27 protein-coding genes, 1 pseudogene and 1 riboswitch are annotated in these 22,365 nt (G+C 36.0%); all 28 genes and pseudogenes read right to left on the bottom strand.

Annotated elements, in window-relative coordinates; translation table 11 throughout:
• Positions 1–8 precede the first annotated feature (8 nt).
• Positions 9–2,081 carry a type I DNA topoisomerase gene (topA, locus tag BEN26_RS08545; protein ID WP_069798075.1) on the bottom strand — a complete coding sequence of 691 codons (2,073 nt, stop codon included), beginning with the start codon at positions 2,079–2,081 and terminating at the stop codon, positions 9–11.
• Positions 2,082–2,178: 97 nt separating this feature from the next.
• Entirely contained in the window at positions 2,179–3,273 is a 1,095-nt protein-coding gene (gene dprA / locus BEN26_RS08540; RefSeq protein WP_181482250.1) for a DNA-processing protein DprA, read from the bottom strand.
• 91 nt (positions 3,274–3,364) lie between these two features.
• On the bottom strand, positions 3,365–4,270 hold the full coding sequence (sucD, locus tag BEN26_RS08535) for a succinate--CoA ligase subunit alpha (RefSeq protein WP_069798070.1): 906 nt from the start codon (positions 4,268–4,270) through the stop codon (positions 3,365–3,367).
• Between the two features lie 15 nt (positions 4,271–4,285).
• Positions 4,286–5,446, bottom strand: a complete 1,161-nt coding sequence (gene sucC, locus BEN26_RS08530) for an ADP-forming succinate--CoA ligase subunit beta (protein ID WP_068724450.1) — start codon at positions 5,444–5,446, stop codon at positions 4,286–4,288.
• Between the two features lie 174 nt (positions 5,447–5,620).
• Complete coding sequence (locus BEN26_RS08525; RefSeq protein WP_181482249.1) at positions 5,621–5,797, bottom strand: hypothetical protein; 177 nt, start codon at positions 5,795–5,797, stop codon at positions 5,621–5,623.
• Positions 5,798–5,881: 84 nt separating this feature from the next.
• Entirely contained in the window at positions 5,882–7,438 is a 1,557-nt protein-coding gene (locus BEN26_RS08520) for a YifB family Mg chelatase-like AAA ATPase (protein ID WP_069798067.1), read from the bottom strand.
• Between the two features lie 122 nt (positions 7,439–7,560).
• Entirely contained in the window at positions 7,561–8,559 is a 999-nt protein-coding gene (locus BEN26_RS08515; protein WP_068724454.1) for an ABC transporter substrate-binding protein, read from the bottom strand.
• Positions 8,560–8,573: 14 nt separating this feature from the next.
• The gene (locus BEN26_RS08510) at positions 8,574–9,329 is read right to left on the bottom strand and encodes an ABC transporter permease (RefSeq protein WP_082732398.1); all 756 of its coding nucleotides are present in this window, start codon (positions 9,327–9,329) and stop codon (positions 8,574–8,576) included.
• Positions 9,330–9,335: 6 nt separating this feature from the next.
• Positions 9,336–9,848 (bottom strand): energy coupling factor transporter S component ThiW, encoded by a 513-nt coding sequence (gene thiW / locus BEN26_RS08505; RefSeq protein WP_069798065.1) that lies wholly within the window; start codon positions 9,846–9,848, stop codon positions 9,336–9,338.
• A complete protein-coding gene (gene thiE / locus BEN26_RS08500) occupies positions 9,845–10,477 on the bottom strand; it encodes a thiamine phosphate synthase (RefSeq protein ID WP_069798063.1) in 633 nt (210 codons plus the stop codon). Before thiE ends, thiW begins: the two co-directional genes overlap by 4 nt.
• Positions 10,464–11,282: a hydroxyethylthiazole kinase gene (gene thiM / locus BEN26_RS08495; protein WP_069798061.1), complete on the bottom strand. Its 819-nt coding sequence runs from the start codon at positions 11,280–11,282 to the stop codon at positions 10,464–10,466. The genes thiE and thiM overlap by 14 nt, the downstream gene beginning before the upstream one ends.
• Positions 11,273–12,091, bottom strand: a complete 819-nt coding sequence (gene thiD / locus BEN26_RS08490) for a bifunctional hydroxymethylpyrimidine kinase/phosphomethylpyrimidine kinase (protein ID WP_069798059.1) — start codon at positions 12,089–12,091, stop codon at positions 11,273–11,275. Before thiD ends, thiM begins: the two co-directional genes overlap by 10 nt.
• 103 nt (positions 12,092–12,194) lie before the next feature.
• Positions 12,195–12,305, bottom strand: a riboswitch (TPP riboswitch).
• Positions 12,306–12,425: 120 nt separating this feature from the next.
• Positions 12,426–12,785, bottom strand: a complete 360-nt coding sequence (locus tag BEN26_RS08485) for a YraN family protein (RefSeq protein WP_069798057.1) — start codon at positions 12,783–12,785, stop codon at positions 12,426–12,428.
• Positions 12,778–13,059 carry an EscU/YscU/HrcU family type III secretion system export apparatus switch protein gene (locus tag BEN26_RS08480; RefSeq protein ID WP_069798055.1) on the bottom strand — a complete coding sequence of 94 codons (282 nt, stop codon included), beginning with the start codon at positions 13,057–13,059 and terminating at the stop codon, positions 12,778–12,780. Before BEN26_RS08480 ends, BEN26_RS08485 begins: the two co-directional genes overlap by 8 nt.
• Positions 13,056–14,405, bottom strand: a complete 1,350-nt coding sequence (locus BEN26_RS08475) for a hypothetical protein (RefSeq protein ID WP_069798053.1) — start codon at positions 14,403–14,405, stop codon at positions 13,056–13,058. Before BEN26_RS08475 ends, BEN26_RS08480 begins: the two co-directional genes overlap by 4 nt.
• Before the next feature lie 6 nt (positions 14,406–14,411).
• Positions 14,412–15,047, bottom strand: a complete 636-nt coding sequence (locus BEN26_RS08470) for a ribonuclease HII (RefSeq protein ID WP_068724472.1) — start codon at positions 15,045–15,047, stop codon at positions 14,412–14,414.
• Between the two features lie 71 nt (positions 15,048–15,118).
• Positions 15,119–15,973: a ribosome biogenesis GTPase YlqF gene (gene ylqF / locus BEN26_RS08465; RefSeq protein WP_069798051.1), complete on the bottom strand. Its 855-nt coding sequence runs from the start codon at positions 15,971–15,973 to the stop codon at positions 15,119–15,121.
• Positions 15,974–15,990: 17 nt separating this feature from the next.
• Positions 15,991–16,539 (bottom strand): signal peptidase I, encoded by a 549-nt coding sequence (gene lepB / locus BEN26_RS08460; protein WP_068724476.1) that lies wholly within the window; start codon positions 16,537–16,539, stop codon positions 15,991–15,993.
• 24 nt (positions 16,540–16,563) lie between these two features.
• A complete protein-coding gene (lepB, locus tag BEN26_RS08455; protein WP_069798049.1) occupies positions 16,564–17,091 on the bottom strand; it encodes a signal peptidase I in 528 nt (175 codons plus the stop codon).
• Between the two features lie 90 nt (positions 17,092–17,181).
• Positions 17,182–17,523, bottom strand: a complete 342-nt coding sequence (gene rplS / locus BEN26_RS08450; RefSeq protein WP_068724479.1) for a 50S ribosomal protein L19 — start codon at positions 17,521–17,523, stop codon at positions 17,182–17,184.
• Positions 17,524–17,646: 123 nt separating this feature from the next.
• A complete protein-coding gene (trmD, locus tag BEN26_RS08445; protein WP_069798047.1) occupies positions 17,647–18,387 on the bottom strand; it encodes a tRNA (guanosine(37)-N1)-methyltransferase TrmD in 741 nt (246 codons plus the stop codon).
• A 15-nt stretch (positions 18,388–18,402) separates the two neighbouring features.
• Positions 18,403–18,927, bottom strand: coding sequence for a ribosome maturation factor RimM (rimM, locus tag BEN26_RS08440; RefSeq protein WP_069798045.1), 525 nt, complete (start codon positions 18,925–18,927; stop codon positions 18,403–18,405).
• A 1-nt stretch (position 18,928) separates the two neighbouring features.
• Positions 18,929–19,339 carry a YlqD family protein gene (locus BEN26_RS08435; RefSeq protein WP_068724483.1) on the bottom strand — a complete coding sequence of 137 codons (411 nt, stop codon included), beginning with the start codon at positions 19,337–19,339 and terminating at the stop codon, positions 18,929–18,931.
• Between the two features lie 96 nt (positions 19,340–19,435).
• Positions 19,436–19,663, bottom strand: coding sequence for a KH domain-containing protein (locus BEN26_RS08430; protein ID WP_068724486.1), 228 nt, complete (start codon positions 19,661–19,663; stop codon positions 19,436–19,438).
• Positions 19,664–19,709: 46 nt separating this feature from the next.
• Positions 19,710–19,982 carry a 30S ribosomal protein S16 gene (gene rpsP, locus BEN26_RS08425; protein WP_068724487.1) on the bottom strand — a complete coding sequence of 91 codons (273 nt, stop codon included), beginning with the start codon at positions 19,980–19,982 and terminating at the stop codon, positions 19,710–19,712.
• A gap of 41 nt (positions 19,983–20,023) precedes the next feature.
• Positions 20,024–21,370 (bottom strand): signal recognition particle protein, encoded by a 1,347-nt coding sequence (gene ffh, locus BEN26_RS08420; RefSeq protein WP_069798043.1) that lies wholly within the window; start codon positions 21,368–21,370, stop codon positions 20,024–20,026.
• Between the two features lie 13 nt (positions 21,371–21,383).
• Entirely contained in the window at positions 21,384–21,719 is a 336-nt protein-coding gene (locus BEN26_RS08415; protein ID WP_068724493.1) for a putative DNA-binding protein, read from the bottom strand.
• 102 nt (positions 21,720–21,821) lie between these two features.
• Positions 21,822–22,121 (bottom strand): annotated as a pseudogene (locus BEN26_RS08410) (signal recognition particle-docking protein FtsY); the annotation flags it as partial.
• Positions 22,122–22,365 lie beyond the last annotated feature (244 nt).

Raw genomic sequence — 22,365 nt, 5'->3', positions numbered from 1 at the left:
TGCCTCCATTATTGTACTTCTTCCTTATAATCACACTCAGTACACTGAATTTGTGTACCTTTTTTTGATCTTTTTTCCACCATTAAACCGCCACATTTGGGGCAAGGTCTGGTAATCGGTTTATCAAAAGAGATAAAATCACAATTTGGGTAATGGTTACACCCATAGAACACTTTCTTTTTCCCTTTTCTTTCGACAATTTCTCCACCACATTTTGGGCAATTAACATCAATGAGTTTTACAATCGGTTTAGTATTTCTACATTCTGGAAATCCTGAACATGCTAAGAATTTCCCAAATCTCCCCATTTTATAAACCATAGGGCGACCACATTTTTCACATATTTGATCAGAGATCTCATCTTTGATTTCTACTTCTTTCATCTCTTCTTCAGCATGTTTTAATCTTTTTTCAAAATCCCTATAAAAGTTTTCCAGTACATCTACCCATTTTAAGTTTCCATCTTCAATTTTATCCAGCTGATCTTCCATATGTGCGGTAAATTCTACATCAAGAATTTCCGGGAAGAACTTTTTCATTAGAATAATAACGAGCTCACCTAGTTCAGTGGGGACAAATTTTTTATCTTCTAGTTTAACATAGCCTCTTTTTTGAATGGTTTCTAATGTTGGTGCATACGTGCTAGGTCTACCAATCCCTAGTTCTTCCATAGTCTTAACCAACCGAGCTTCTGTGTATCTAGGAGGTGGTTGGGTGAAATGTTGTTCTGGGTCTATATTTTTTAGCGTAAGTTCTTGTTTTTCTTCCAACGGAGGTAAAAAACGTTCTTCATCTTTATTTCCATCATCATTTCCTTCTACGTAAAGTTTAATAAACCCGGGAAATTTAATTTTAGAACCTGTTGCTCTAAATAAAGCATTTCTTTCTCCAATATTAATATCAACCATCATTGTGTCTAAGATCGCTGGTGCCATTTGACTTGAAACAAAACGCTCCCAAATCAGGCGGTACAACCTTAATTGATCTCTTGATAAAAATGCTTTTAATGAATCTGGTGTTTTGAAGACAGATGTTGGCCGAATGGCTTCATGAGCATCTTGAGCGTTTTTCCCCTTTTTTGCTGTTCGCGGATTTTTAGGTAAATATTTTTCTCCATATGTTTTTTTGATATATTCCTTTGCTTCTTCTTGTGCAACTTGGGATACCCTTGTTGAGTCCGTTCGCATATAGGTAATTAGACCTACTGTTCCTTCCTTTCCTAATTCGATCCCTTCATATAATTGTTGTGCAATAGACATTGTTTTAGAGGCACGGAAATTTAATTTTCGTGCTGCCTCTTGCTGTAATGAACTAGTAATAAATGGAAGTGCCGGGTTTCGGGTTCTTTCACTTTTTTTCACTTCCGAAATAATGACGGGATAACCTTCAATGCTTTCTAGTAACTGTTTCACTTCTTCATTTGAATGTAACTCTGTTTTTTTGCCATCATATCCAAAGAATTTTGCTTCAAAGTTTTCCCCATGAGTTTCTAATAACAAAGTAACAGACCAATATTCCTCAGCCACAAATTCTTTAATTTCTTTTTCACGATCATAGATCAATTTTACTGCAACAGATTGAACACGCCCTGCACTTAATCCCTTTTTTACTTTTTTCCATAAGAGTGGACTTATTTTGTATCCCACTAATCGATCTAATATTCTTCTCGCCTGTTGTGCATCTACGAGATCCTTATTTACTTTTCGCGGATGTTTAAAAGCTTCTTTAATTGCATCTTTTGTAATTTCATTAAATACAACACGGCATTTTTTATTTTCGTCTATATTTAACGCTCTTGCCAAATGCCAAGCGATTGCTTCCCCTTCTCGGTCAGGGTCAGCAGCTAAGTATACATTTTTCACTTTTTTTATAGCATCTCTTAGGTTCTTTAAGACTTCACCTTTTCCTCTTATGGTTATATATTTGGGGGAGAATTGGTTTTCTATTTCAACACCTAATTGACTTTTTGGTAAATCAATGACATGACCCATGGATGCCTTTACAATATATTTCTTCCCTAAATATTTTCCGATGGTTTTTGCTTTAGCAGGTGATTCTACAATGACTAGAGAATCTGCCATATTTTTTTCCTCCCCTCTTACTCACCACATTTGCGTGTAACATTTCCTATTATTAAATAGTAAACTTCTTTTTGTCAAATTTTTCAGTATCAAAAGTTTAGTTTTTTCTCATATAAAAACCGCCGGGAAGTTGTTTAATTTTATCTTTTAATTGTAAAGAGAGTAGAATCTCATAAACTTCTGATAAAGTTAAAGATAATAAATCGATGATTTCATTGATATGTATTTGGGAGTGAATCATTGAATATATTTTTTCTTCTGATTCACTTAGTTGTACTTCAAGTTTTGAGTCTTTTCTAGAACTAAATTTTAAATAAGGGAACTCTTCAAGAATATCATTCACTTCTTGAATACATTTTGCTCCTTGTTTAATTAATGCATTTGTTCCAAAACTTTGCTTAGAAGTAATTGGGCCTGGAACAGCAAACACTTCTCTAGATTGTTCTAATGCATATTGAGCAGTAATTAAAGATCCACTTCTTAAAGAAGCTTCCACTACAATGGTTCCATAGGTCAAACCACTAATGATTCGATTTCTTTGTGGAAAAAAACCTGGATGTGGTTGTGTACCAGGAGGATATTCTGATACAATTAACCCTTTTTCTATGATCGCTTCGTAAATTTTTTTATTTTCTTTTGGATAAATCACATCTATACCATTTCCCAAAACTGCGATTGTTTTACCGTCAGACTTAAGTGCCCCTTCATGGGCAAAACGATCAATTCCTCTTGCCATTCCACTGGTAATCACCCAACCATATTCACTCAAATCTTTTGCTAATTGCTCGGCAACCATTCGACCATATGGAGTAGGATTTCTAGTTCCAACGATCGAGATAGATGGAGTTTGGAAAAGTCCTAGATCCCCTCTAGTAAATAAGACCCATGACGGTTGAGCAATTTCCTTTAACATTTCTGGGTACGCTTGGTCATGAAAAGTAATAACATCAATACCTAGTTTTCCCCATTCGTTTAATCGATCTAAAAAATCTAGAAGATCTTTTTCATTTAACTGATTCACAATCTTTTCAGCTACCTTAAAGTCTATTCCTGTTTTCATCGATAATTCTAATGGTTGAAAATCTAAAATTTCATTTAATGTGGTAAGATTAGCCAAAATTTTGTTTATTGTTCTAGAGCCTACTCCATTCAGACTATGAAGGTAGATCAATAATTCTCTATCATTTACCAAACCCACTATCCCCATTAAAATAACCCTTTCTATCCAAATATAATACGATATAATAAAGAGGCGTTTAAACGCCCCTAGGAATATTAGACTATTATTTTTTAGTAATACATTGTTGTAGTAGTCCTTTTTCTTCAAGAACTTGGATTAAAGTTGAACCAATATCAGAAGGGGTTGATGCGACTCGAACTCCTGCTTCTTCTAATTTAGCAACTTTTTCTTTCGCTGTACCTTTTCCTCCAGAAATAATGGCTCCTGCGTGCCCCATTCGTTTTCCAGGAGGAGCAGTTTGGCCACCGATAAAACCAACAACTGGTTTTTTCATATTCACTTTAATCCATTCCGCTGCTTCTTCTTCCGCTGTTCCACCAATTTCTCCAATCATAATCACAGCATACGTATATGGATCATCATTAAACATTTTTAAAACATCGATAAAATTCGTTCCATTGACTGGATCCCCACCAATACCTACAGCAGAAGATTGGCCAATTCCCTTTTGTGATAATTGATGAACAGCTTCATAAGTTAATGTTCCACTTCTCGAAACAATTCCAACATGGCCAGGAACATGAATATATCCAGGCATAATCCCAATTTTACACTCCCCAGGTGTTATCACACCAGGACAGTTAGGACCGACTAAACGTGTTTTTTTACCCTCCATGTAACGTTTTACTTTTACCATATCTAGCACAGGTATACCTTCTGTAATACATACAACTAGCTCTAATTCAGCATCAACAGCCTCCATAATTGCATCTGCTGCAAATGCAGGTGGAACATAGATAACTGTAGCGGTTGCTCTTGTTTTTTCAACAGCTTCTTTCACGGTATCAAATACTGGTAGTCCTAGGACTTCTGTACCACCTTTACCAGGTGTAACACCACCAACCATTTTAGTTCCATATTCTAAGGCTTGTTTGGTATGAAACATACCAGTTGCACCTGTTATACCTTGAGTAATTACTTTTGTATCTTTATTGATTAGTATACTCATCTTTTCCCCGCCTTCCTATTTAACTAATTCTACAATTTTCTTTGCACCGTCTGCCATTGAATCTGCTGCAACAATGTTTAAGCCGGAATCATTCAAAATTTGTTTTCCTAACTCAACATTTGTTCCCTCAAGGCGTACGACTAATGGGCGGTCAAGCTTTACTTCTTTAGCGGCAGTTACAATTCCATTCGCTATGATATCACATTTCATGATGCCACCAAAAATATTGACAAAGATTCCTTTGACTTTGGAATCAGAGAGTATGATTTTAAATGCTTCTTTTACATTCTCAGTAGTAGCACCACCACCTACATCAAGGAAATTCGCAGGTTCTCCACCATAATATTTGATAATATCCATCGTTGACATCGCTAATCCAGCACCATTAACCATACAACCAATGTTACCGTCTAACGCTATATAGTTTAAATCAAACTTAGAAGCTTCGATCTCTTTAGGATCTTCTTCATCTAAATCACGAAGTTCTTTTATTTCCGGGTGACGATACAAGGCATTCGAATCAAAATTAATTTTAGCATCTAATGCAACGACTTCACCTTCTTCAGTAACGACTAATGGATTGATCTCTGCGACAGAGGCATCCTTTTCAACAAATACTTGGTATAATCCCATCATAAACTTAACCGCTTTATTAACTAATGAACCAGGTATGTTGATCGCAAAAGCTAATTTGCGTGCTTGGAATGGCTGTAATCCAACGGCAGGGTCAATCACTTCTTTTATAATTTTTTCAGGGGTTTTTGCCGCAACTTCTTCGATTTCCATTCCCCCTTCTTCAGAGGCCATCATCACAACACGACTCGTTGCACGGTCAACAACGACACCAACATAATATTCTTTTTTAATTTTACTACCCTCTTCTATAAGTAAGCGCTTAACCTCTTTGCCCTGTGGGCCAGTTTGGTGTGTGACTAGGACTTTCCCAAGAATCTCTTTTGCATATTTGCGCACTTCATCTAAATTTTTTGCAATTTTTACACCACCTGCTTTTCCTCTACCTCCGGCATGAATTTGTGCTTTTACCACAACCACTTCTGTTCCTAATTCTTTCGCTGTTTTTACAGCTTCATCAACAGTAAAGGCAACTTTTCCTTTTGGAACAGCAACACCATGTTTCCTCAGTAATTCCTTCGCTTGATATTCGTGGATATTCATCCTATTCTCCATCCTCCTATAATCAGCTTCGATTTCCACATCTAGTTTTATTCTATAACTTTTAAATAAATCCTGCACAAAATTTTAATTAATTCAATTATTTAGACGATTTTCAACATGAAACAACTACCACATATTAAGTAGTTGATTCATATTTATCAATGAGTTTGTCAATTAAGCTTGAACTTCATATACCATTACAGCAACATATTCTGTCATTCCTGTGGAGAGTGAATGACTATGAAACTTAATATCAACAACATTTACTTCAGTTTGTTCCCTTAACCACATATTGATTAGCTCTTCTAAAATATCATTTTGATTTGCTTGTAGTATTTTTACTTGATACATATTCAATACTTCCTTTCTTTTTCTTCTATATTATATTTTACCGAATAAATAAGATTATGAAAGCTACACAAGTTTAAGAAGTGTTCAATCTCTCTTATCTAACACACGATAATTCAAAGCTTCAGCAAGATGAGCGATTTGAATCGTTTCGCTTTCCTCTAAATCAGCAATCGTTCTTGATATTTTTAAGATTCGATCTAAGGAACGGCCACTAAAACCAAATTGATCAAAAGAGCGTTGTAATAGAGATTCAGCTGCTGGTTCAAGCATACAATGTTCCTTAACCTGACTAGTTTTCATTTCACTATTAAATTGAATCTCCTGTTTTTGAAATCTTTTTTCCTGAATTTTTCTAGCCTTTTCAATTTTCTTTCGCATTTCTTTTGATGATTTTTCTTTCTTTTTATCTCGCAAGGTTTCTATATTCATCCAAGGTACTTCAATATGTATATCTATTCGATCTAGCAATGGACCAGATAATTTTGAGCGATATCTTTGTACTTCTATCGGGGTACATCGGCACTCATGGTTAGGAACATCTGTGCCATAATATCCACATTTGCAAGGGTTCATGGCCCCAACCAGCATCACTTGTGAAGGAAAGATATAGTTTGCTTTTGCACGACTAATTGTAACCTTTCCATCCTCTAATGGTTGTCTTAACGATTCAAGTATACTTCTTGGAAATTCAGGTAGCTCGTCAAGAAATAGTATCCCACGGTGAGCTAAACTGATTTCACCAGGTTTAGGCGTTGTTCCACCACCAATCATCCCAGCTACTGAAATCGAATGGTGGGGTTGGCGAAACGGCCGCTTTTTTATCAGTGTTCCTCGCTCTTTTAGTTCACCAGCTACACTATATATTTTTGTCACTTCTAGTACTTCATCCCAGATCAATTCAGGTAATACAGAGGAAATACGTTTTGCAATCATACTTTTGCCAGAACCAGGAGGTCCAATCATTAAAAGGTTGTGCATGCCAGCCACAGCCACTTCTATGGCTCGTTTTACTTGATAATGTCCCTTTACATCTGCAAAGTCTTCGACAAATTTTAACTGCTCATCCAATGTGATATGATCATTTATTCTTATGTTCCGATTTGTTTCATGTATTCTTTTTTCATTTGACAAAAAACTAATTACTTCATTTAGATGAGAAAAACCATAAACATCAATTTCTTGTACAAGATAAGCTTCTCTCAAATTTTCTTTAGGCACTATCAAAGTTTGAAAATGATTTTGTTTAGCTGCAATGGCCATTGGCAAGATACCATTAACCGGTTGGATGGAGCCATCCAATAAAAGTTCCCCAATAAAAAGAGTTTTTCCAAGTTCAATGGGTAGGGTACTTGCTGAGATTTGATCACTAGCTAAAAGTATTCCGATTGCCATTGGAAGATCAAATCCAGAACCTTCTTTTTTTAAGTCTGCAGGTGCTAAATTGACAGTAATTCTTTTCATTGGAAAAATATAGCCTATGTTCTTAATTGCTGCTCTTACGCGATCTTTTGATTCTCGAATGGAGGAATCAGGTAAACCAACGATTTGAAACTGAGGTAACCCGTTTGCCAAATCCACTTCTATTTCAACGGGATATCCATCAATTCCAACAATAGATGATCCCATTACTTTTGCATACATCGCAAACACTCCCTGACCTGTAATATCTGACTCTTATTAAATTTCTTTCAATTTCTCAAAATTCCTTTAATTTTTCATTAAAAAACGTCTAACCATATTGATTAGACGCTAATCTTCTTTATTTAGTCTATTTCTATAAACATTTGCTCAACTGGCTTTTTATTTTTAATCAGTTGATAACTTTCCATCCAATCTTGGACTTCATTCCATTGTTCTTTATTTTGCCATCCAAAGGGATGCCCTGAAATCTCCATCAACGGAAGCAAACGTTCCAAACTTTCAGTTTCCACTTGGGGATCTAATGGAGACTCCTTCTGCTGATGATCTAATAAGATTTGCAAACTATCCTCGGGATTTTTTTGAACTTCTTCCTGTCCTTTTTGCGCAGCTTTCCAAAATTTTTTCAAAAGATCTGGATTCCTTTTCCATTGCTCCTGACTTGTCACAAGTACTAATTCAGCATAATCTGGAACACCATAAGATGGAGGATAAAATTCTCGAACTTTAAACCCTTCTTTATTTAATAAAATTTCTTCATGGTTAAGATAACCCCCACTGATTGCATCAACCTTTTTCGTGCTTAATGCAGACATTAAATCCCAACCTACATCAACCATTTTAATCTTTTCAGGGTTCCCACCGCTATGTTTTATCATCGTTTTAACAAGAGCTTCATTCATTGGGATCGACGGATATCCAATCGTTTTCCCTTCCAAATCCTTGGGAGTTTTAATTTCACTATTTTCAGGTACTAATAAGACATTTAGTGGATGATTGACAACCGATGCAATGGATACGACGGGAATTCCTTTGTCATTGGCCGAAATCACCTCAGGTTGATAACTTAATGCGAGATCTACTTTTTCAGCAGCGACTAACCGCAGAGGATCATTTGTTTCAGCTGGCATAACAAACTCTACATCAATTCCTTCTTGATCAAAAAATCCTTTCTCTTTAGCCACATATAAAAACGAATGAACTGCATTCGGATACCAATCTAACATCACTTTTAATTTTGTTTTTTCAGTTTCATTATTATTTGGATTTGAACTACACCCAACAAAAGTAAAGATTAAAGCAAGAATAACGATTGGAACGATATATTTTATTTTTTTATTCATTATTTTCTTCCTTTCTACCTAAAATACTTTTTAAAAAATAAATTCTGAATAAGCTGTACAGTTCCATGAAGAAACAAGCCTAATAAAGCTAGCAAAATAACAGAAGCAAAAGCAGAATCAGCTTGTAAATTGGAGGTCATCCTTCTACTATAAAACCCTAACCCTTGATCGCTACCTAACCATTCTCCAAGTGTTGCCCCTATTACACTAAAAACTGCAGCCATTTTTACACCTGCTATGATAAATGGCATGGCAGAAGGAATTTCGACTTTCCAAAAAATTTGGCCTTTTGTCGCTCCATAAGATTGAAGAAGAGCAATGATTTCCCCATCTACCGATTTAAGGCCTTGAAATACATTCATAGTAACTGGAAAAAAACTAATTAAAAAAATAACAAAAACTTTTGCCCATATACCATAACCTAACCACATGATAATAATAGGAGAAAGTACAATAATCGGAATTGTCTGAGATATAATTATCCATGGATATATGGTTGTTTCTACATTTACAGAAATATGCATCATCCAAGCGATCACAAAACCTATTACAATTGAAATAATTAACCCGATCATACTTTCTAACAATGTTAAAGGTAGATGAGTAAATAATAAGATTTCTTTTTCTTCCCAGAAAGAATGAATAATATCTAAAGGTGTAGGTAAGATATACGACGGAATCGTAACAACTTTGGGAAGAAGTTGCCATATTATAATACCTAAAATAAAAAGGTAAATCGCTTTATTATAGGTTTTTATCCAATAAATCAATCTAAATCAACTCTCTTGGAATGACATCATTTGCTTTGCCATCATTTCATTTTTCATTAACAACGAAATCACTAAATAAGCTAGAATTGAACCGCTAATGGTACTAACAAGGAATGAAGGGACAAAAAAGAATACGGCTACAGATTTTCCTAAAAAGAAGTAGGCAATTGGAACGGAGGCTATTGCTCCAAGAAAACCAGTACCTATGACTTCACCGAATGCTGCCCAGAAAAGTTTTTTTGTTTTTCGATATAACCAACCTGCAATAAAAGCACCAATCATTCCACCAGGGAAGGCTAATATCGTACCTACTCCTAATATGTCTCGTAAAAAACCTATTAAAAAAGCTACGGTTATCCCGCCAACAGGGCCTAAGACGACAGCAGAAATCACATTGATCGCATGTTGCATCGGGTATGCTTTGGCAATCCCAGCCGGGAACCAAATTAAAGTAGATGTGATCGTTCCAATCGCAACAAGCATCGCCATTAAAGTCAATTGTTTTACTCCCCACTTCATAATTTCGCCCCCCATCGTTCTACTAATTCTTTTGCGCTTTGATAAGGATTGTTGGAACGGGTGATTGCAGAAACCACAGCTATACTATTCGCTCCATTTTCTTTACACTCAGGAATATTCTCTTTTTGAATTCCACCAATTGCCACTATAGGTAGGGCTACTGAATGCCTGATCATCTTTAAGCCATCTATTCCAAGCCATTTCGCATCTTCTTTTGTTACCGTAGGGTAGATCGAGCCTACCCCGATATAATCAGCACCTTGTTTTTCTGCCTCTATTGCTTCTTTTACAGATCCAGCCGAAATACCAATTTTAAATGTAGGAGGCACTAATTTTTTTGCTTCTTCGATTGGAATGTCATCTTGGCCAAGATGAACACCATCAGCTTCTAGAATTTGAGCTAAGTCAAGACGATCATTAACAAAAAATAGTGCATGATATTCTAATGTCAATTTTCGAATTTCTTGTCCAAATTGGATAATTTCACGCATGTTACCCTTTTTTTCTCTTAACTGAATGGTTTTTACTCCTGCAGATAAAGCTTGTTTCACTACTTCTATTGGAGGATGAATCGTACAATCTTTGCGCCCTATCACTAAGTAAACTGCTAATTGATCAATCCAATTCATCATTTTTCACCCATTCAATCTTTGCCATCGTGTCTATATCTGAGATTGGTAATTGATATAGTTCATCCATTAAATAAGCAGCAAAGGTTCCTGGACCTTGAGTTTTGGCTGCAGCTTTTTCAGCAGCGATTTCATAATACGTCAATGCCGCAACTGATGCGATAAAGGCATCTTCTTCTACTGCGATCGTTGCCCCTATAATCGCAGTTGCTAAACAACCTGTCCCAGTAACGGTAGATAATAAAGGATGCCCATTCGCAATCACTGCTGTCCGTTCTCCATCAGTTACAATGTCTTTCTCACCCGTGATTACTGCAACAGTTTGGTATTTTTCTACTACTTTTTTAGCCACCTCAAAGCGGTCTCCACCTTCTCCAACAGAATCAACCCCTTTAATCTGCCATGGTATACCAGCCAATTGAGCCATCTCTGCAGCATTTCCTCTAATTACTGTTGGCTTAAAAGTATCCATCATCCGTTTCACTACTTCTGTACGGTACGTTGTTGCACCGACACCAACGGGATCTAGAATGATGGGGACCCCTACACGATTCGCCTCTTTTCCTGCTTTTTCCATCGCTGTAACCATCTCTGGTGTAATCGTCCCCATGTTAATTACAAGCCCATTACCAACTCTCACCATTTCCTCCACTTCCTCCACAGCATTTGCCATAATCGGGGAAGCTCCATAGGCAATGGTTCCATTTGCTGTAAAGTTTGTGACAACTAAATTGGTTAAATGATGAATCAGTGGTTTTTTCTCTTTTACCTTTAAAACTACTTGTTTCACTTGATTTAGTTCCATGCTTCCAACCCCTTTTCCTCTAAATATTTCCAATGGTTGGTTGGACCATGACCTGATCCAATATTTAATTCATCAGCGCCAATGATGGCCATTTGAATGAATTCTTTCGCGTTTTTAATCGCCTTTTGTAATTCTTTTCCTTTAGCCAATTCTGCTGCAATGGCGGAAGAGTAAGTACAACCAGTTCCATGAGTATTTTTTGTATTGATTCTTTTTCCAGGAAAAGTAATCCAATATTTACCATCATATAATATATCAACTGCTTCCTCTACTAAATGACCCCCTTTGACTAATACAGCTTGAGGGCCTAATTCTATTAATATTTCTGCCGCTTTTTTCATATCCTCTACTGTTTTTATCGTTAGTTTGGTTAATACTTCTGCCTCAGGAATATTAGGGGTAATTACCGTGGCAAGTGAAAACAATTCTTTTTTGATCTCCTCTTTTGCATCATCAGCTAATAAAGGACTTCCTCCTTTTGCAACCATCACTGGATCTAATACGATAGGGATATCTTTGTATTGTTTAAGTTGTTCTGTAACTACTTTGACAATTTCTTTAGAAGACAACATTCCAATTTTAATAGCGTCTGTTCCTATATCGGATAGAACCGCTTCGATTTGTTGATCTATGACGTTAGTTGGAATATCATGAATCGCAAAAACACCTTGAGTATTTTGTGCAGTTACGGATGTAATCACACTTGTTCCATAAACCCCTAGCAAAGTAAACGTTTTTAAATCCGCTTGAATTCCAGCTCCTCCTCCGCTGTCAGAACCAGCAATGGTTAGCGCCCGACTTCGTTTCATGATTTAGCCTCCTTTTTTAAAATCAATAATAGTGACCCTGTTATTTTGAACTTTTCTTTACAAAAAAAGCCCCTGCTTTAGCAGAGGCAAAATTTAAAAAGCTATGTAACATTCCTAAAATTCCCTCCGCAGGCATTACCCTGATCAGGTTTAAGGGTCAGGTGCTATTAAGCCCTTTCTCAGCCCCTTTATAGGAGCTCCCCCTCAAATATTTAATTATTCTTATTATAGTCCTATAAATGGAAAACAACAAGATAAAAAGTTTATTCATTTTTGCTGTCGAAAAAAATAGAAATACAATTCTTTTTGCGATGTCCTGGGAAATGAATAGATTCTATTGAATTACATTTTTATGATGTCGTAATTGATATACCCCTTCGTGTTGATCTATGGTTACCACATCAAAGCGGATCGGGATTTCCCACCATTGTTTATACCGTAAAAAAGCATTTGCCATTTTCACCATTTGTTGTTGCTTCTTTTCATTGATTGACTCTATACTAGTGCCATATTTATGACTTCTTTTTGTTCTCACTTCAATAAAGACGAGTGTCTCACGATCCTTCATCACGAGATCAATCTCTCCAAGTCGATTTTGCCAATTCCCCGTAATGAACTGATATCCTTGCTTTATTAAATATTCTTTTGCCTTTTGCTCTCCCCATTTTCCTAAGTTTTTACGTTGATCAACCATTTTTAATATTTCCTGCCTTTTGTTCTGCTTGGTATACGAAAGCAAAAATTTCCGCAATCATGGGGTAAAGGGACGGGGGGATTTGTTCATGTATCTCTAGCTGATAAAGGATTGATGTCAGGGCTTGATCTTCAACTATTTTTACATCATGTTTTTGCGCTTGTTCAATGATCTGGTCAGCGATATGTCCCGAACCCTTAGCAATGACGTGAGGGGCATTGAAATGGGAAGGCTCGTATTTTAAAGCAATGGCTTTTTTTATTTGTTTTTTCATATTTTGATATCCACTCCCTTATGAGTAAAGGATGAGAAAGGATAGTCGACCTTAGCTTCTCCTTTTGTAAATGGTTGAACGGTTATTCCAGAAGTTTGATAACCTTGTTCTTTGATAAAAGCTAAAAAGTTAGGTTCTAATTCTCTAACCAGTTCCTTAATCAAGGGATAATCATTTTGAATTTGAACAAAGATTTGTTTTTGTAAAATATGCAGATGAACCACTAATTCACCTAGATGATTTAGGCCAAAAAGAAATGCAAAATGAACATCCTTAGGATTGATTGCTCTTCCTTCTTCTTTTTTCGAATGCACTTGGATAAAAACAGGATTGGTTGAAAAGGGCACAAAGCTAGGAAATTGAAGTATAAACTGCGAAAATATTCCTTGGTCTGGTGTAATCAGCAATTGTTGACCTAATATGTGGTCTACTATTTTTTCAAGTCGAGACACCAATTCTTCTGGTAAATGATTCTTGTGACTTAAAAGCTGGGTAATGACCTCTTTAAGTGTATTCTCATTTTCATTGATTAAAAAGTCTGTCCGATCCGTCATATTCAGTTGAAATTGTTCAATATATTTAACCATCCGATCTAAAAAATGTTCTGGTTGAAATGGTATTTGCTGTTGAATTTGATTTTGATTTTGATTTTGATGGATTAATGTTTGTGCATTACTAAGGAATTCATCTATCCGTTGATGTAGATTTTGGATTTTTGTGGTTATTTCTTTTGAAATAGGAACGTTTTTATGTTGGTTGGACGAAAGCCATGTTTCTGCTAAACGGCTTAAATCAAGTAATTTGGTGACAAAACCTTCTCCAAACAAAAATTCATGGGCTGAACGTATATAATTTGCTGTTACGGGTAGATCCTTGGAAATCAACCATTTTACAGCTTGTAATACATCCGTATCTTCATTTTGTTTCATCATTTTAAGTATCTTAGAAATCTCATCAAAAATTCCTTTTTCAATAGGAAGCTGATTATCTAACAGTTTTAGAAGAAGCCCACGATTCTCAGGTGAATTTTTGATATTTAACAATTGTAATAACTCTTCTGAAGAAGTGATGGGTTTGCTAGAAGGTGTCGGATCTGTCAATACTTTTAATTTTATTTCGTTTCCTATTGACATCACTCGAAAAAAGGCTTGTTGACCTTTGGTTAATTGTACTTCCATTCTAGCAAGCATTTTTGTCCCCTGAATCTGAACAATCGCTTGTGTTTCATTTAATATGTTTATCACTTGCCCACGTAAAATTTGCCCAACCTTCAACTGAAAAAGTTGACCTTTCCCTCGTTCAATCATTTGGTAAATATGTTCTAATCGTGGAATCATAGGAATCATATTTCTCTAACCTTCCATTTTTGTAAAATCCATTTCAAACTCAAATAATGTTTCTTGAAGAAGATTTCCTAAAAATGATTGTCTATGTAATGGACTTGGCCCATGAAGTCGAATCATTTCCCTATGTAATTTGGTTGCATATCCTTTATGTTGCTTTATCCCATAAAGAGGGTAAAGTTGATCCCATTCTTCACACATTCGATCTCTTGTTACTTTTGCAATAATTGAAGCTGCAGCGATGGACTGACTAACCGTATCACCTTTGATAATCGACCTTTGTGGAATCGTAAGATCTACCTTTTCTGCATCAATTAACAAAACCTGTGGGGAGATATTCATGATTAATACCGCCTGCTTCATCGCAAGACGTGCTGCTTGTTTAATGTTAATTTGATCAATTGTCTTAGCATCCACCTTCCCCACGCCGATTGCTATGGCTTGTTTCGTAATTTGATCAAAAAGTTCCTCTCGCTTTTTTGGTGTTAATTTTTTAGAATCATCGATCCCTTTAATTTCAAGATTTGGTGGCAATATGACACTAGCAGCCACTACATCACCAAATAAACATCCTCTACCAACCTCATCGATCCCAGCAATAAGCTGGATTCCTTGAGACCATAAGACTTTCTCATGTTCTAACATGGTTTCTCCTTCCGCTACATTTGCTCATAAATGTAAAAACGTGCAATAGCACGTTTTTATTGTAACATAGATTAATCAAGTTGATAGGGTTTTTCTAAGCAAAAAGGGCCTAATTTACCAGATCTTAATTCACGAACAATGATTTCTGATGCTTTATCAAAGTCAATCTGTCCACCTGAAACAAGGCAACCTCTTTTACGACCGATTTGCTCAATGATTTCCACAGGATGTGTTGCTATCTCCGTTAATTTGTAACGTTCTTTTAATCGCTCTGGATAATGTTCCTTAAAAAATTTGACAATAAAGATAGCAATATCATCAAAATGAAGAATTTGATCTTTGATTGCTCCAGTTGCAGCCAAACGGTATCCTACCTCTTGATCTTCAAATTTAGGCCACAAAATTCCAGGTGTATCAAGTAATTCAAGGGATTGTCCTACTTTGATCCATTGCTGCCCTTTGGTTACACCGGGACGATCACCGGTCACAGCAATACTTTTACCAGCTAATCGATTAATTAAAGAAGATTTTCCTACATTTGGAATTCCAAGAATCATCGCCCTTAATGCCCGTGGTTTAACCCCTTTTTTCATTAAAGCTTCTCTTTTTTCAACCATTAACGCTTCAGCTTCTTTTATGATGTTTTGAAGCCCTTTTCCACTTATTGAGTTAATAGGAATTGCCGTTAATCCTTGATCATGGAAATACTGAATCCATTCCTTTACTATAGATTGATCAGCTAAGTCACTCTTGTTTAACAGAACAAGTCTTGGTTTCTGATTAACGATTTCATCAATCATGGGGTTGCGACTGGAAAGAGGAATTCTCGCATCTAATAATTCAATCATAATATCAATTAGACTCAGCTTTTCTGTAATTTGTCTCCTGGCTTTAGCCATATGACCAGGAAACCATTGAATTATCATGTAATTACTCACCTACTTTATTTACTCGTCAACCATTTTATTTCGGATATAGGCCAAAATGCAAATGCAGCTTTTCCCACGACTTGATCAAACTTAATGGTACCAATCATTCGACTATCTTTACTATTTCGGCGATTATCCCCCATTACAAACAGGTGGCCTTCTTCTACCTTAACTGGCCCAAAATCGTCTGTAAGTGTTAATCCTTGAACTGCTAATTGCTTTCTTTCTTCATTTAAATAGGGCTCTTCTACTTTTTGTCCATTAATGTATAGTTGATCATTTTTCACCTCTACTACTTCCCCAGGTAAAGCAATAACCCGCTTGATATAATCTTGTTCTTCACTATAACGAAACACGATAATATCACCACGCTTTGGTTGTCCAAAACGATATTGAAGCTCATTCACAATTAATCGTTCTCCATTTTCCAAAGTCGGCATCATCGAAGTGCCATCAACAATAAAAGGGGCAAATAGAAATGTTCGAATAAGATAAGCAAGGATGATAGCAATCGCAATCGCTTTTGCCCATTCTTTTAATTCTTTATTTATCGAGCTGCTCATTGAAAGTTCCTCCCTAAAGAAAATCTAATTCCATAACTTTCTGACTTGACTCAGTGGCCAAATAGCAAGATCCGCCCTCCCTATTACCTTGTTAAGAGAAATAGGGCCTATTATTCGGCTATCAGTGCTATTTCCTCGATTATCTCCTACCACAAAGATCATCCCATCAGGTACTGTAACAGGAGGAAAGTCTTCAGTAATGATTTTACCCGAATAACGATCTAAATATGGCTCTTGTGTGGGTTGATCGTTGATAAATAATTGTTGATTTCTAAATTCTACTTTATCCCCTGGTTCGCCGATCACCCTTTTAATATAGTCTTCCTTTTCAGAGGCATGGAAGATAACGATATCGCCCCGTTTTGGAGCATGTATTTTGTATATGATTTTATTCATGATTAATCTCTCATTGTTTTGCAAAGTTGGTTCCATTGAAGGTCCACTCACAACAACAACTGCAAACAAGAAAGTATGTATCAGAAATGCCAAAATGACGGCGATGGTTAATGACTTTGCCCATTCAAATAGTTCTTTTAGTATCTTTGTTTCCATACAGGTTTCCCCTTATTCTCTCTCATGATAAATGCTGAAAATGGCAAAGAAAGGGGCTTGTATATGACAAGATCCCCTTTCTTTAATGAATTACATTTTTTCTTTAATACGAGCTGCTTTACCACGTAAGTTACGTAGGTAATATAGCTTAGCACGACGTACCTTACCACGACGTACTACTTCGATTTTGTCAATCTTTGGTGAATGAACTGGGAATGTACGCTCAACACCTACACCGTAAGAAATTTTACGAACTGTATAAGTTTCACTGATTCCAGTACCACGGCGCTTAATAACAACACCCTCAAACACCTGAATCCGCTCGCGTTGACCCTCGATAACTTTTACGTGTACACGAACAGTGTCACCAGGGCGAAACTCAGGAATATCTGTACGTAATTGTTCTCTTGCTATTTCCTGAACTAAATTCATTGTTGATTCCCTCCTTCCAAACAGACGTTCATCAACTGCATATGTACACAGCCAGAGGACCGTCGTAATCAACAAAAAATATTGTATCATAATCTATTTATAAAGACAACCTAAAGTTAGTCTTTAGTTTTCATGATTTAATTCCCGTTTGATGGTTTTAATTAGGGCTTGGTCTTTTGCATCAAACTGATGAGCTTGAATCAGATCAGGTCGACGCTGTAAAGTACGCTTTATCGATTCCTTTTTTCTCCACTCTTCAATTTTTTGATGATGTCCAGATAATAATACTTCTGGAACCTTCCATGTTCTAAATTCTTCAGGTCTTGTGTATTGAGGGTATTCTAATAATCCAGAACTAAACGAATCGGTTTCTGCTGATTCCTGATTTCCAAGCACTCCTGGTAACAATCGAACCACACTATCAACAATTACCATTGCAGCTAATTCTCCACCTGTAAGAACATAATCACCAATCGATAGCTCGTCTGTGACTAAATGTTCCCTAATTCTTTCATCAAATCCTTCATAATGACCACAAAGAAAAATAAGATGTTCTTCCTTTTTCAATTCTTCTGCCTTTTTTTGTGTATAAGGTATTCCTTGCGGGGTCATCATGATGATTCTTGCTTTTTCATAATTTGGGATCGATTCTACTGCATAGAAAATTGGCTCTGGTTTAAGAACCATACCATTTCCACCACCATATGGATAATCATCCACTGTTTTATGTTTGTTGGTAGCAAAGTCCCGAAAATTAATCGTGTTAATTGTTACTGCGTTTTTTTCTTGTGCTTTTTTTAAAATACTAGATTGTAATATACCTTCAAACATTTCAGGAAATAGCGTCAATATATGTATATTCATCTTGATCACCTGAATCTAACTTAATAAACCTTCAATCGGTTCAATGATAATCTTTTTTTCATTTACGTTAACTTCCTTCACTATAAGTTCTACATAAGGGATAAGAATCTCTTTTTTCGAAGTGGCATCCTTTACCACCCAAACATCATTAGCGCCAGGGGATAAAATTTCTGTAACCGTTCCAATTTCTTCACCATCTGTAGAATATACTTTACAACCAATAATTTGATGAAAATAAAACTCCCCTTCTCCCAAATCATGTTGCTGTTCTTTGGAAATCCACATATATAATCCTTTATATTTTTCAACTTGATTAATATTATCATAGCCTTTTAACTTGACCAAATAAAGATTCTTATATGGCTTTGCCGATTGAATCATCGCAGATTGTTGATTTGGATGATTCTCCGACCCTATAAAAATCTGGTTTCCTTTTTTAAATCTTTCATCAGGAAAATCTGTATGTAAATAGATCTTTAATTCACCTTTTATCCCAAATGTATTTACGATTTGTCCAATTTTAAAAAAATGGGTATCCAACTTATTCTACCCTCTTTCTAATTTCTGTTATAATACCATCTTTAATAATAATTTCATAGCGATGAAAAATTTGATCCCAATGATCACCGACATTTACTTCTATTTCGGTATCTACCGTACTATGAAAGATTTCATCTCCTATATTTAGTTTCTCCACTTGTTCTAATTGAACCACCAATTGTTCAAGTTTTTCTTTTCTCTTTTGATGTTCATATCCAATCCGATCTTGAACAATTCTAACTGCTTCTTTTCCTTTTTTCTCAGCTTCCGTTAACAATTTCTTTTGTTGAAATTTTAATTGTTCTAACTCAACTTTAATCTGCTTCATTGATTGTTCAATTTCAGTGACCAACAACTGCTTGGATTGATTGGTTACAACCATCTTCACTGGGACAGGAATCTTAATTTTCATAAAACACCGCCTTTTCAATAAAACTGGTGGAGATAAGTGATCTGGATGATATTTTCTTTTGATAGAGCAAAAGGTGGGGATATCCCCACCCTGTGTTTAGATGATTTCAATCATCACACGTTTGTTTTCTTTAACTGCTGCAGCACTCACAACAGTACGAATTGCTTTTGCAATCCGCCCTTGTTTACCTATAATTTTTCCCATATCTTCTGGGGCAACAGATAGTTCATAAACAATAGACTTATCACCAGTTATTTCATTCACACGAACTTCGTCAGGATGATCAACAAGTGCTTTAGCCAACACTTCTACTAGTTCTTTCATAAGAAAAGACCTCCAATGGATAAATGATCCATTATTATTGTTCGACTTATTTCTCTTGTTTTAATTCGTGTGCTTTTTTCAAAATTCCAGATTTACTGAATAAGTTACGAACAGTGTCAGATGGTTTTGCACCAGTTTGCAACCATTTTAAAGCTTTCTCTTCATCAATATTGATTTGCGCAGGTTGTGTTAATGGATTATATGTCCCAATTTCTTCAATGATACGTCCATCACGAGGAGAACGGGAATCTGCTACAACCAAACGATAGAATGGAGCTTTTTTTGCACCCATGCGCTTTAAACGAATACGTACTGCCATGTTGTTCACCTCCTTTAGCAAATAAAAATCGTTTAAAATAATTAAATAAAAGGAAATTTAAATCCTTTTTTCTTTTTTCCTTTTGTCTTTGCCATATTAGAAAATTGCTTCATCATTTTTTTCATATCTTCAAATTGCTTGAGAAGTCGGTTGACGTCTTGGATACTTGTACCGCTCCCATTTGCAATACGACGTCGTCTACTTGCGTTTAGGATTTCCGGATGCTGTTTCTCTTCTTTTGTCATCGACATAATAATGGCCTCAACATGTGCTAATTGTTTATCGTCAACTTTTAGATCTTTTAGGCCTTTTGCTTTGTTCAATCCTGGGATCATGCCAAGGATTTCATCCAAAGGCCCCATTTTTTTAACTTGTTCTAATTGATCTAAAAAGTCTTCAAATGAAAATTCTGCGCTTCGAATCTTCTTCTCTAAATCTTTAGCTTTTTGTGAATCCACTGTGGCTTGTGCTTTTTCAATAAGAGTAAGAACATCACCCATTCCGAGAATACGGGAAGCCATTCGATCAGGATAAAAAGGTTCAATTTGATCCAATTTTTCACCCATACCCACAAATTTAATTGGGCAACCTGTTACTGCTTTGACTGAAATTGCAGCACCGCCACGCGTATCTCCATCTAGCTTTGTCAAAATCACACCTGTTAGCGATAGAGTCTCATGGAAGCTATTTGCTACATTCACTGCATCCTGACCTGTCATTGCATCAACAACCAATAATATTTCATGGGGTTTTACTTCATCCCGAATCTGTAGCAATTCATTCATTAGGGTTTCATCAATATGAAGACGCCCAGCTGTATCAATGATTACCACATCGCGATTTTCTGCCTTTGCATATTCAATACCTTTTTTGGCAATTTCAACAGGCGATACTTCGTTTCCCATACTAAAGACAGGAATCTTTAATTGTTCCCCTAGTACTTGTAGTTGTTTAATTGCCGCTGGTCTGTAAATATCTGCGGCAACTAATAGCGGTTGTTTGTTTTGTTTTTGTAAATATTTTGCTAGCTTACCGGTATGGGTGGTTTTACCTGCCCCTTGTAAACCTACCATCATGATGATTGTTGGCGGCTTGGGGGACATATTTAACTTACTCTGGGTTCCTCCCATCAATTGAGTAAGTTCTTCATTAACCACTTTAATGACCTGTTGGCCAGGTGTTAAGCTTTTTAGAACCTCTTGACCAATGGCTCTTTCCTTCACTCGAGAGACGAAATCTTTAACCACCTTGAAGTTAACGTCAGCTTCTAATAAGGCCAAACGAACTTCGCGCATCATTTGATTAACGTCTTCTTCTGACACCTTGCCTTTACCGCGTAACTTGTTAAAAGTTTCTTGTAGTCGGCCAGCTAACCCTTCAAACGCCATTTCTGACCGCCTCCTAATCTATTTGTCTTAAAAGATTTATTTTTTCTTTTAATTGAAGGAGAAACTCTCCCTCTTGTCGATCAATAAGCTGTTCCATTTCTTCTAAAATCTTTGTTCTCTGTTCATATTTTGCAAGAAGCTGAAGCTTACCTTCATATTCTTCTAACAAATTTTCAGATCGTTTGATATGTTCATAAACCGCTTGTCTACTAATTCCAAATTCTTCAGCTATTTCACCTAAAGAAAAATCATCTTGAAAGTACAATTCCATATATTGTTTCTGTTTCTCTGTTAAAAGATCTTGATAAAAGTCGTGAAGCAAAATGAGTCTTGTGGATTTTTCTAACATTTTTGCACCACCTCACTATAAAGAGAGTAATCTGTAAAGACTATTCCCTTTACAAGAAATATATTACTGGCTATAGAAACGAATGTCAAGCTGTTTTTATTGTCAGATTTCTTCCTGGTCTTCTTCAAGAAAACCTTGTGCAAATAATGCATTGGCAAATTGATCTGCATCAAACTCTTGCAAATCATCCATTTTTTCACCTAAGCCAACTAGTTTGACAGGTATCTGTAATTCATGGTGAATAGCAATCACGATTCCGCCCTTTGCTGTTCCATCCAATTTAGTTAAGACCAAACCTGAAACACCTGCAGATTCTTTAAACAATTTGGCTTGTTGTAACGCATTCTGGCCAGTCGTTGCATCTAAAACTAATAGGACTTCATGAGGTGCTTCAGGAATCTCCCCAATTTTGCAACACATTTAAACAACTATTAACCCGAAAGCATTGATTTCATTGATGTTTCCGGGGATTTTTATTTTATTTTTTGTCATATTTTAGTAGACTTTTGTAGAATAATATGGTATAATGAAGGTAAAATCGTATTCAATTAAGGGAGCCATGTTCATGTTTCTTAGACAAGTGAAAAATAAAAAAACTGGTCGCATTTATTTATCCATCGTACAGAGCTATCGGGATGCTAATAGT

Origin of the sequence: Tepidibacillus sp. HK-1, from assembly GCF_001748485.2 — a bacterium.
GTDB classification, from domain to species: Bacteria; Bacillota; Bacilli; order Tepidibacillales; family Tepidibacillaceae; genus Tepidibacillus_B; species Tepidibacillus_B infernus.
The sequence above is the reverse complement of the archived record's forward strand: the minus strand, read 5'-3'. Positions and strand labels throughout refer to the sequence as shown.

Bases quoted from the DNA above. Each gene is read 5' to 3' on its own strand.
- topA (WP_069798075.1), bottom strand. From the start codon at position 2,081: ATGGCAGATTCTCTAGTCATTGTAGAATCACCTGCTAAAGCAAAAACC.
- sucD (WP_069798070.1), bottom strand. From the start codon at position 4,270: ATGAGTATACTAATCAATAAAGATACAAAAGTAATTACTCAAGGTATA.
- sucC (WP_068724450.1), bottom strand. From the start codon at position 5,446: ATGAATATCCACGAATATCAAGCGAAGGAATTACTGAGGAAACATGGT.
- BEN26_RS08525 (WP_181482249.1), bottom strand. From the start codon at position 5,797: ATGTATCAAGTAAAAATACTACAAGCAAATCAAAATGATATTTTAGAA.
- BEN26_RS08520 (WP_069798067.1), bottom strand. From the start codon at position 7,438: ATGTATGCAAAAGTAATGGGATCATCTATTGTTGGAATTGATGGATAT.
- BEN26_RS08515 (WP_068724454.1), bottom strand. From the start codon at position 8,559: ATGAATAAAAAAATAAAATATATCGTTCCAATCGTTATTCTTGCTTTA.
- thiW (WP_069798065.1), bottom strand. From the start codon at position 9,848: ATGAAGTGGGGAGTAAAACAATTGACTTTAATGGCGATGCTTGTTGCG.
- thiE (WP_069798063.1), bottom strand. From the start codon at position 10,477: ATGAATTGGATTGATCAATTAGCAGTTTACTTAGTGATAGGGCGCAAA.
- thiM (WP_069798061.1), bottom strand. From the start codon at position 11,282: ATGGAACTAAATCAAGTGAAACAAGTAGTTTTAAAGGTAAAAGAGAAA.
- thiD (WP_069798059.1), bottom strand. From the start codon at position 12,091: ATGAAACGAAGTCGGGCGCTAACCATTGCTGGTTCTGACAGCGGAGGA.
- BEN26_RS08485 (WP_069798057.1), bottom strand. From the start codon at position 12,785: ATGGTTGATCAACGTAAAAACTTAGGAAAATGGGGAGAGCAAAAGGCA.
- BEN26_RS08480 (WP_069798055.1), bottom strand. From the start codon at position 13,059: ATGAAAAAACAAATAAAAAAAGCCATTGCTTTAAAATACGAGCCTTCC.
- BEN26_RS08475 (WP_069798053.1), bottom strand. From the start codon at position 14,405: ATGATTCCTATGATTCCACGATTAGAACATATTTACCAAATGATTGAA.
- BEN26_RS08470 (WP_068724472.1), bottom strand. From the start codon at position 15,047: ATGTTAGAACATGAGAAAGTCTTATGGTCTCAAGGAATCCAGCTTATT.
- ylqF (WP_069798051.1), bottom strand. From the start codon at position 15,973: ATGATAATTCAATGGTTTCCTGGTCATATGGCTAAAGCCAGGAGACAA.
- lepB (WP_068724476.1), bottom strand. From the start codon at position 16,539: ATGAGCAGCTCGATAAATAAAGAATTAAAAGAATGGGCAAAAGCGATT.
- lepB (WP_069798049.1), bottom strand. From the start codon at position 17,091: ATGGAAACAAAGATACTAAAAGAACTATTTGAATGGGCAAAGTCATTA.
- rplS (WP_068724479.1), bottom strand. From the start codon at position 17,523: ATGAATTTAGTTCAGGAAATAGCAAGAGAACAATTACGTACAGATATT.
- trmD (WP_069798047.1), bottom strand. From the start codon at position 18,387: ATGAATATACATATATTGACGCTATTTCCTGAAATGTTTGAAGGTATA.
- BEN26_RS08435 (WP_068724483.1), bottom strand. From the start codon at position 19,339: ATGAAAATTAAGATTCCTGTCCCAGTGAAGATGGTTGTAACCAATCAA.
- BEN26_RS08430 (WP_068724486.1), bottom strand. From the start codon at position 19,663: ATGAAAGAACTAGTAGAAGTGTTGGCTAAAGCACTTGTTGATCATCCT.
- rpsP (WP_068724487.1), bottom strand. From the start codon at position 19,982: ATGGCAGTACGTATTCGTTTAAAGCGCATGGGTGCAAAAAAAGCTCCA.
- ffh (WP_069798043.1), bottom strand. From the start codon at position 21,370: ATGGCGTTTGAAGGGTTAGCTGGCCGACTACAAGAAACTTTTAACAAG.
- BEN26_RS08415 (WP_068724493.1), bottom strand. From the start codon at position 21,719: ATGTTAGAAAAATCCACAAGACTCATTTTGCTTCACGACTTTTATCAA.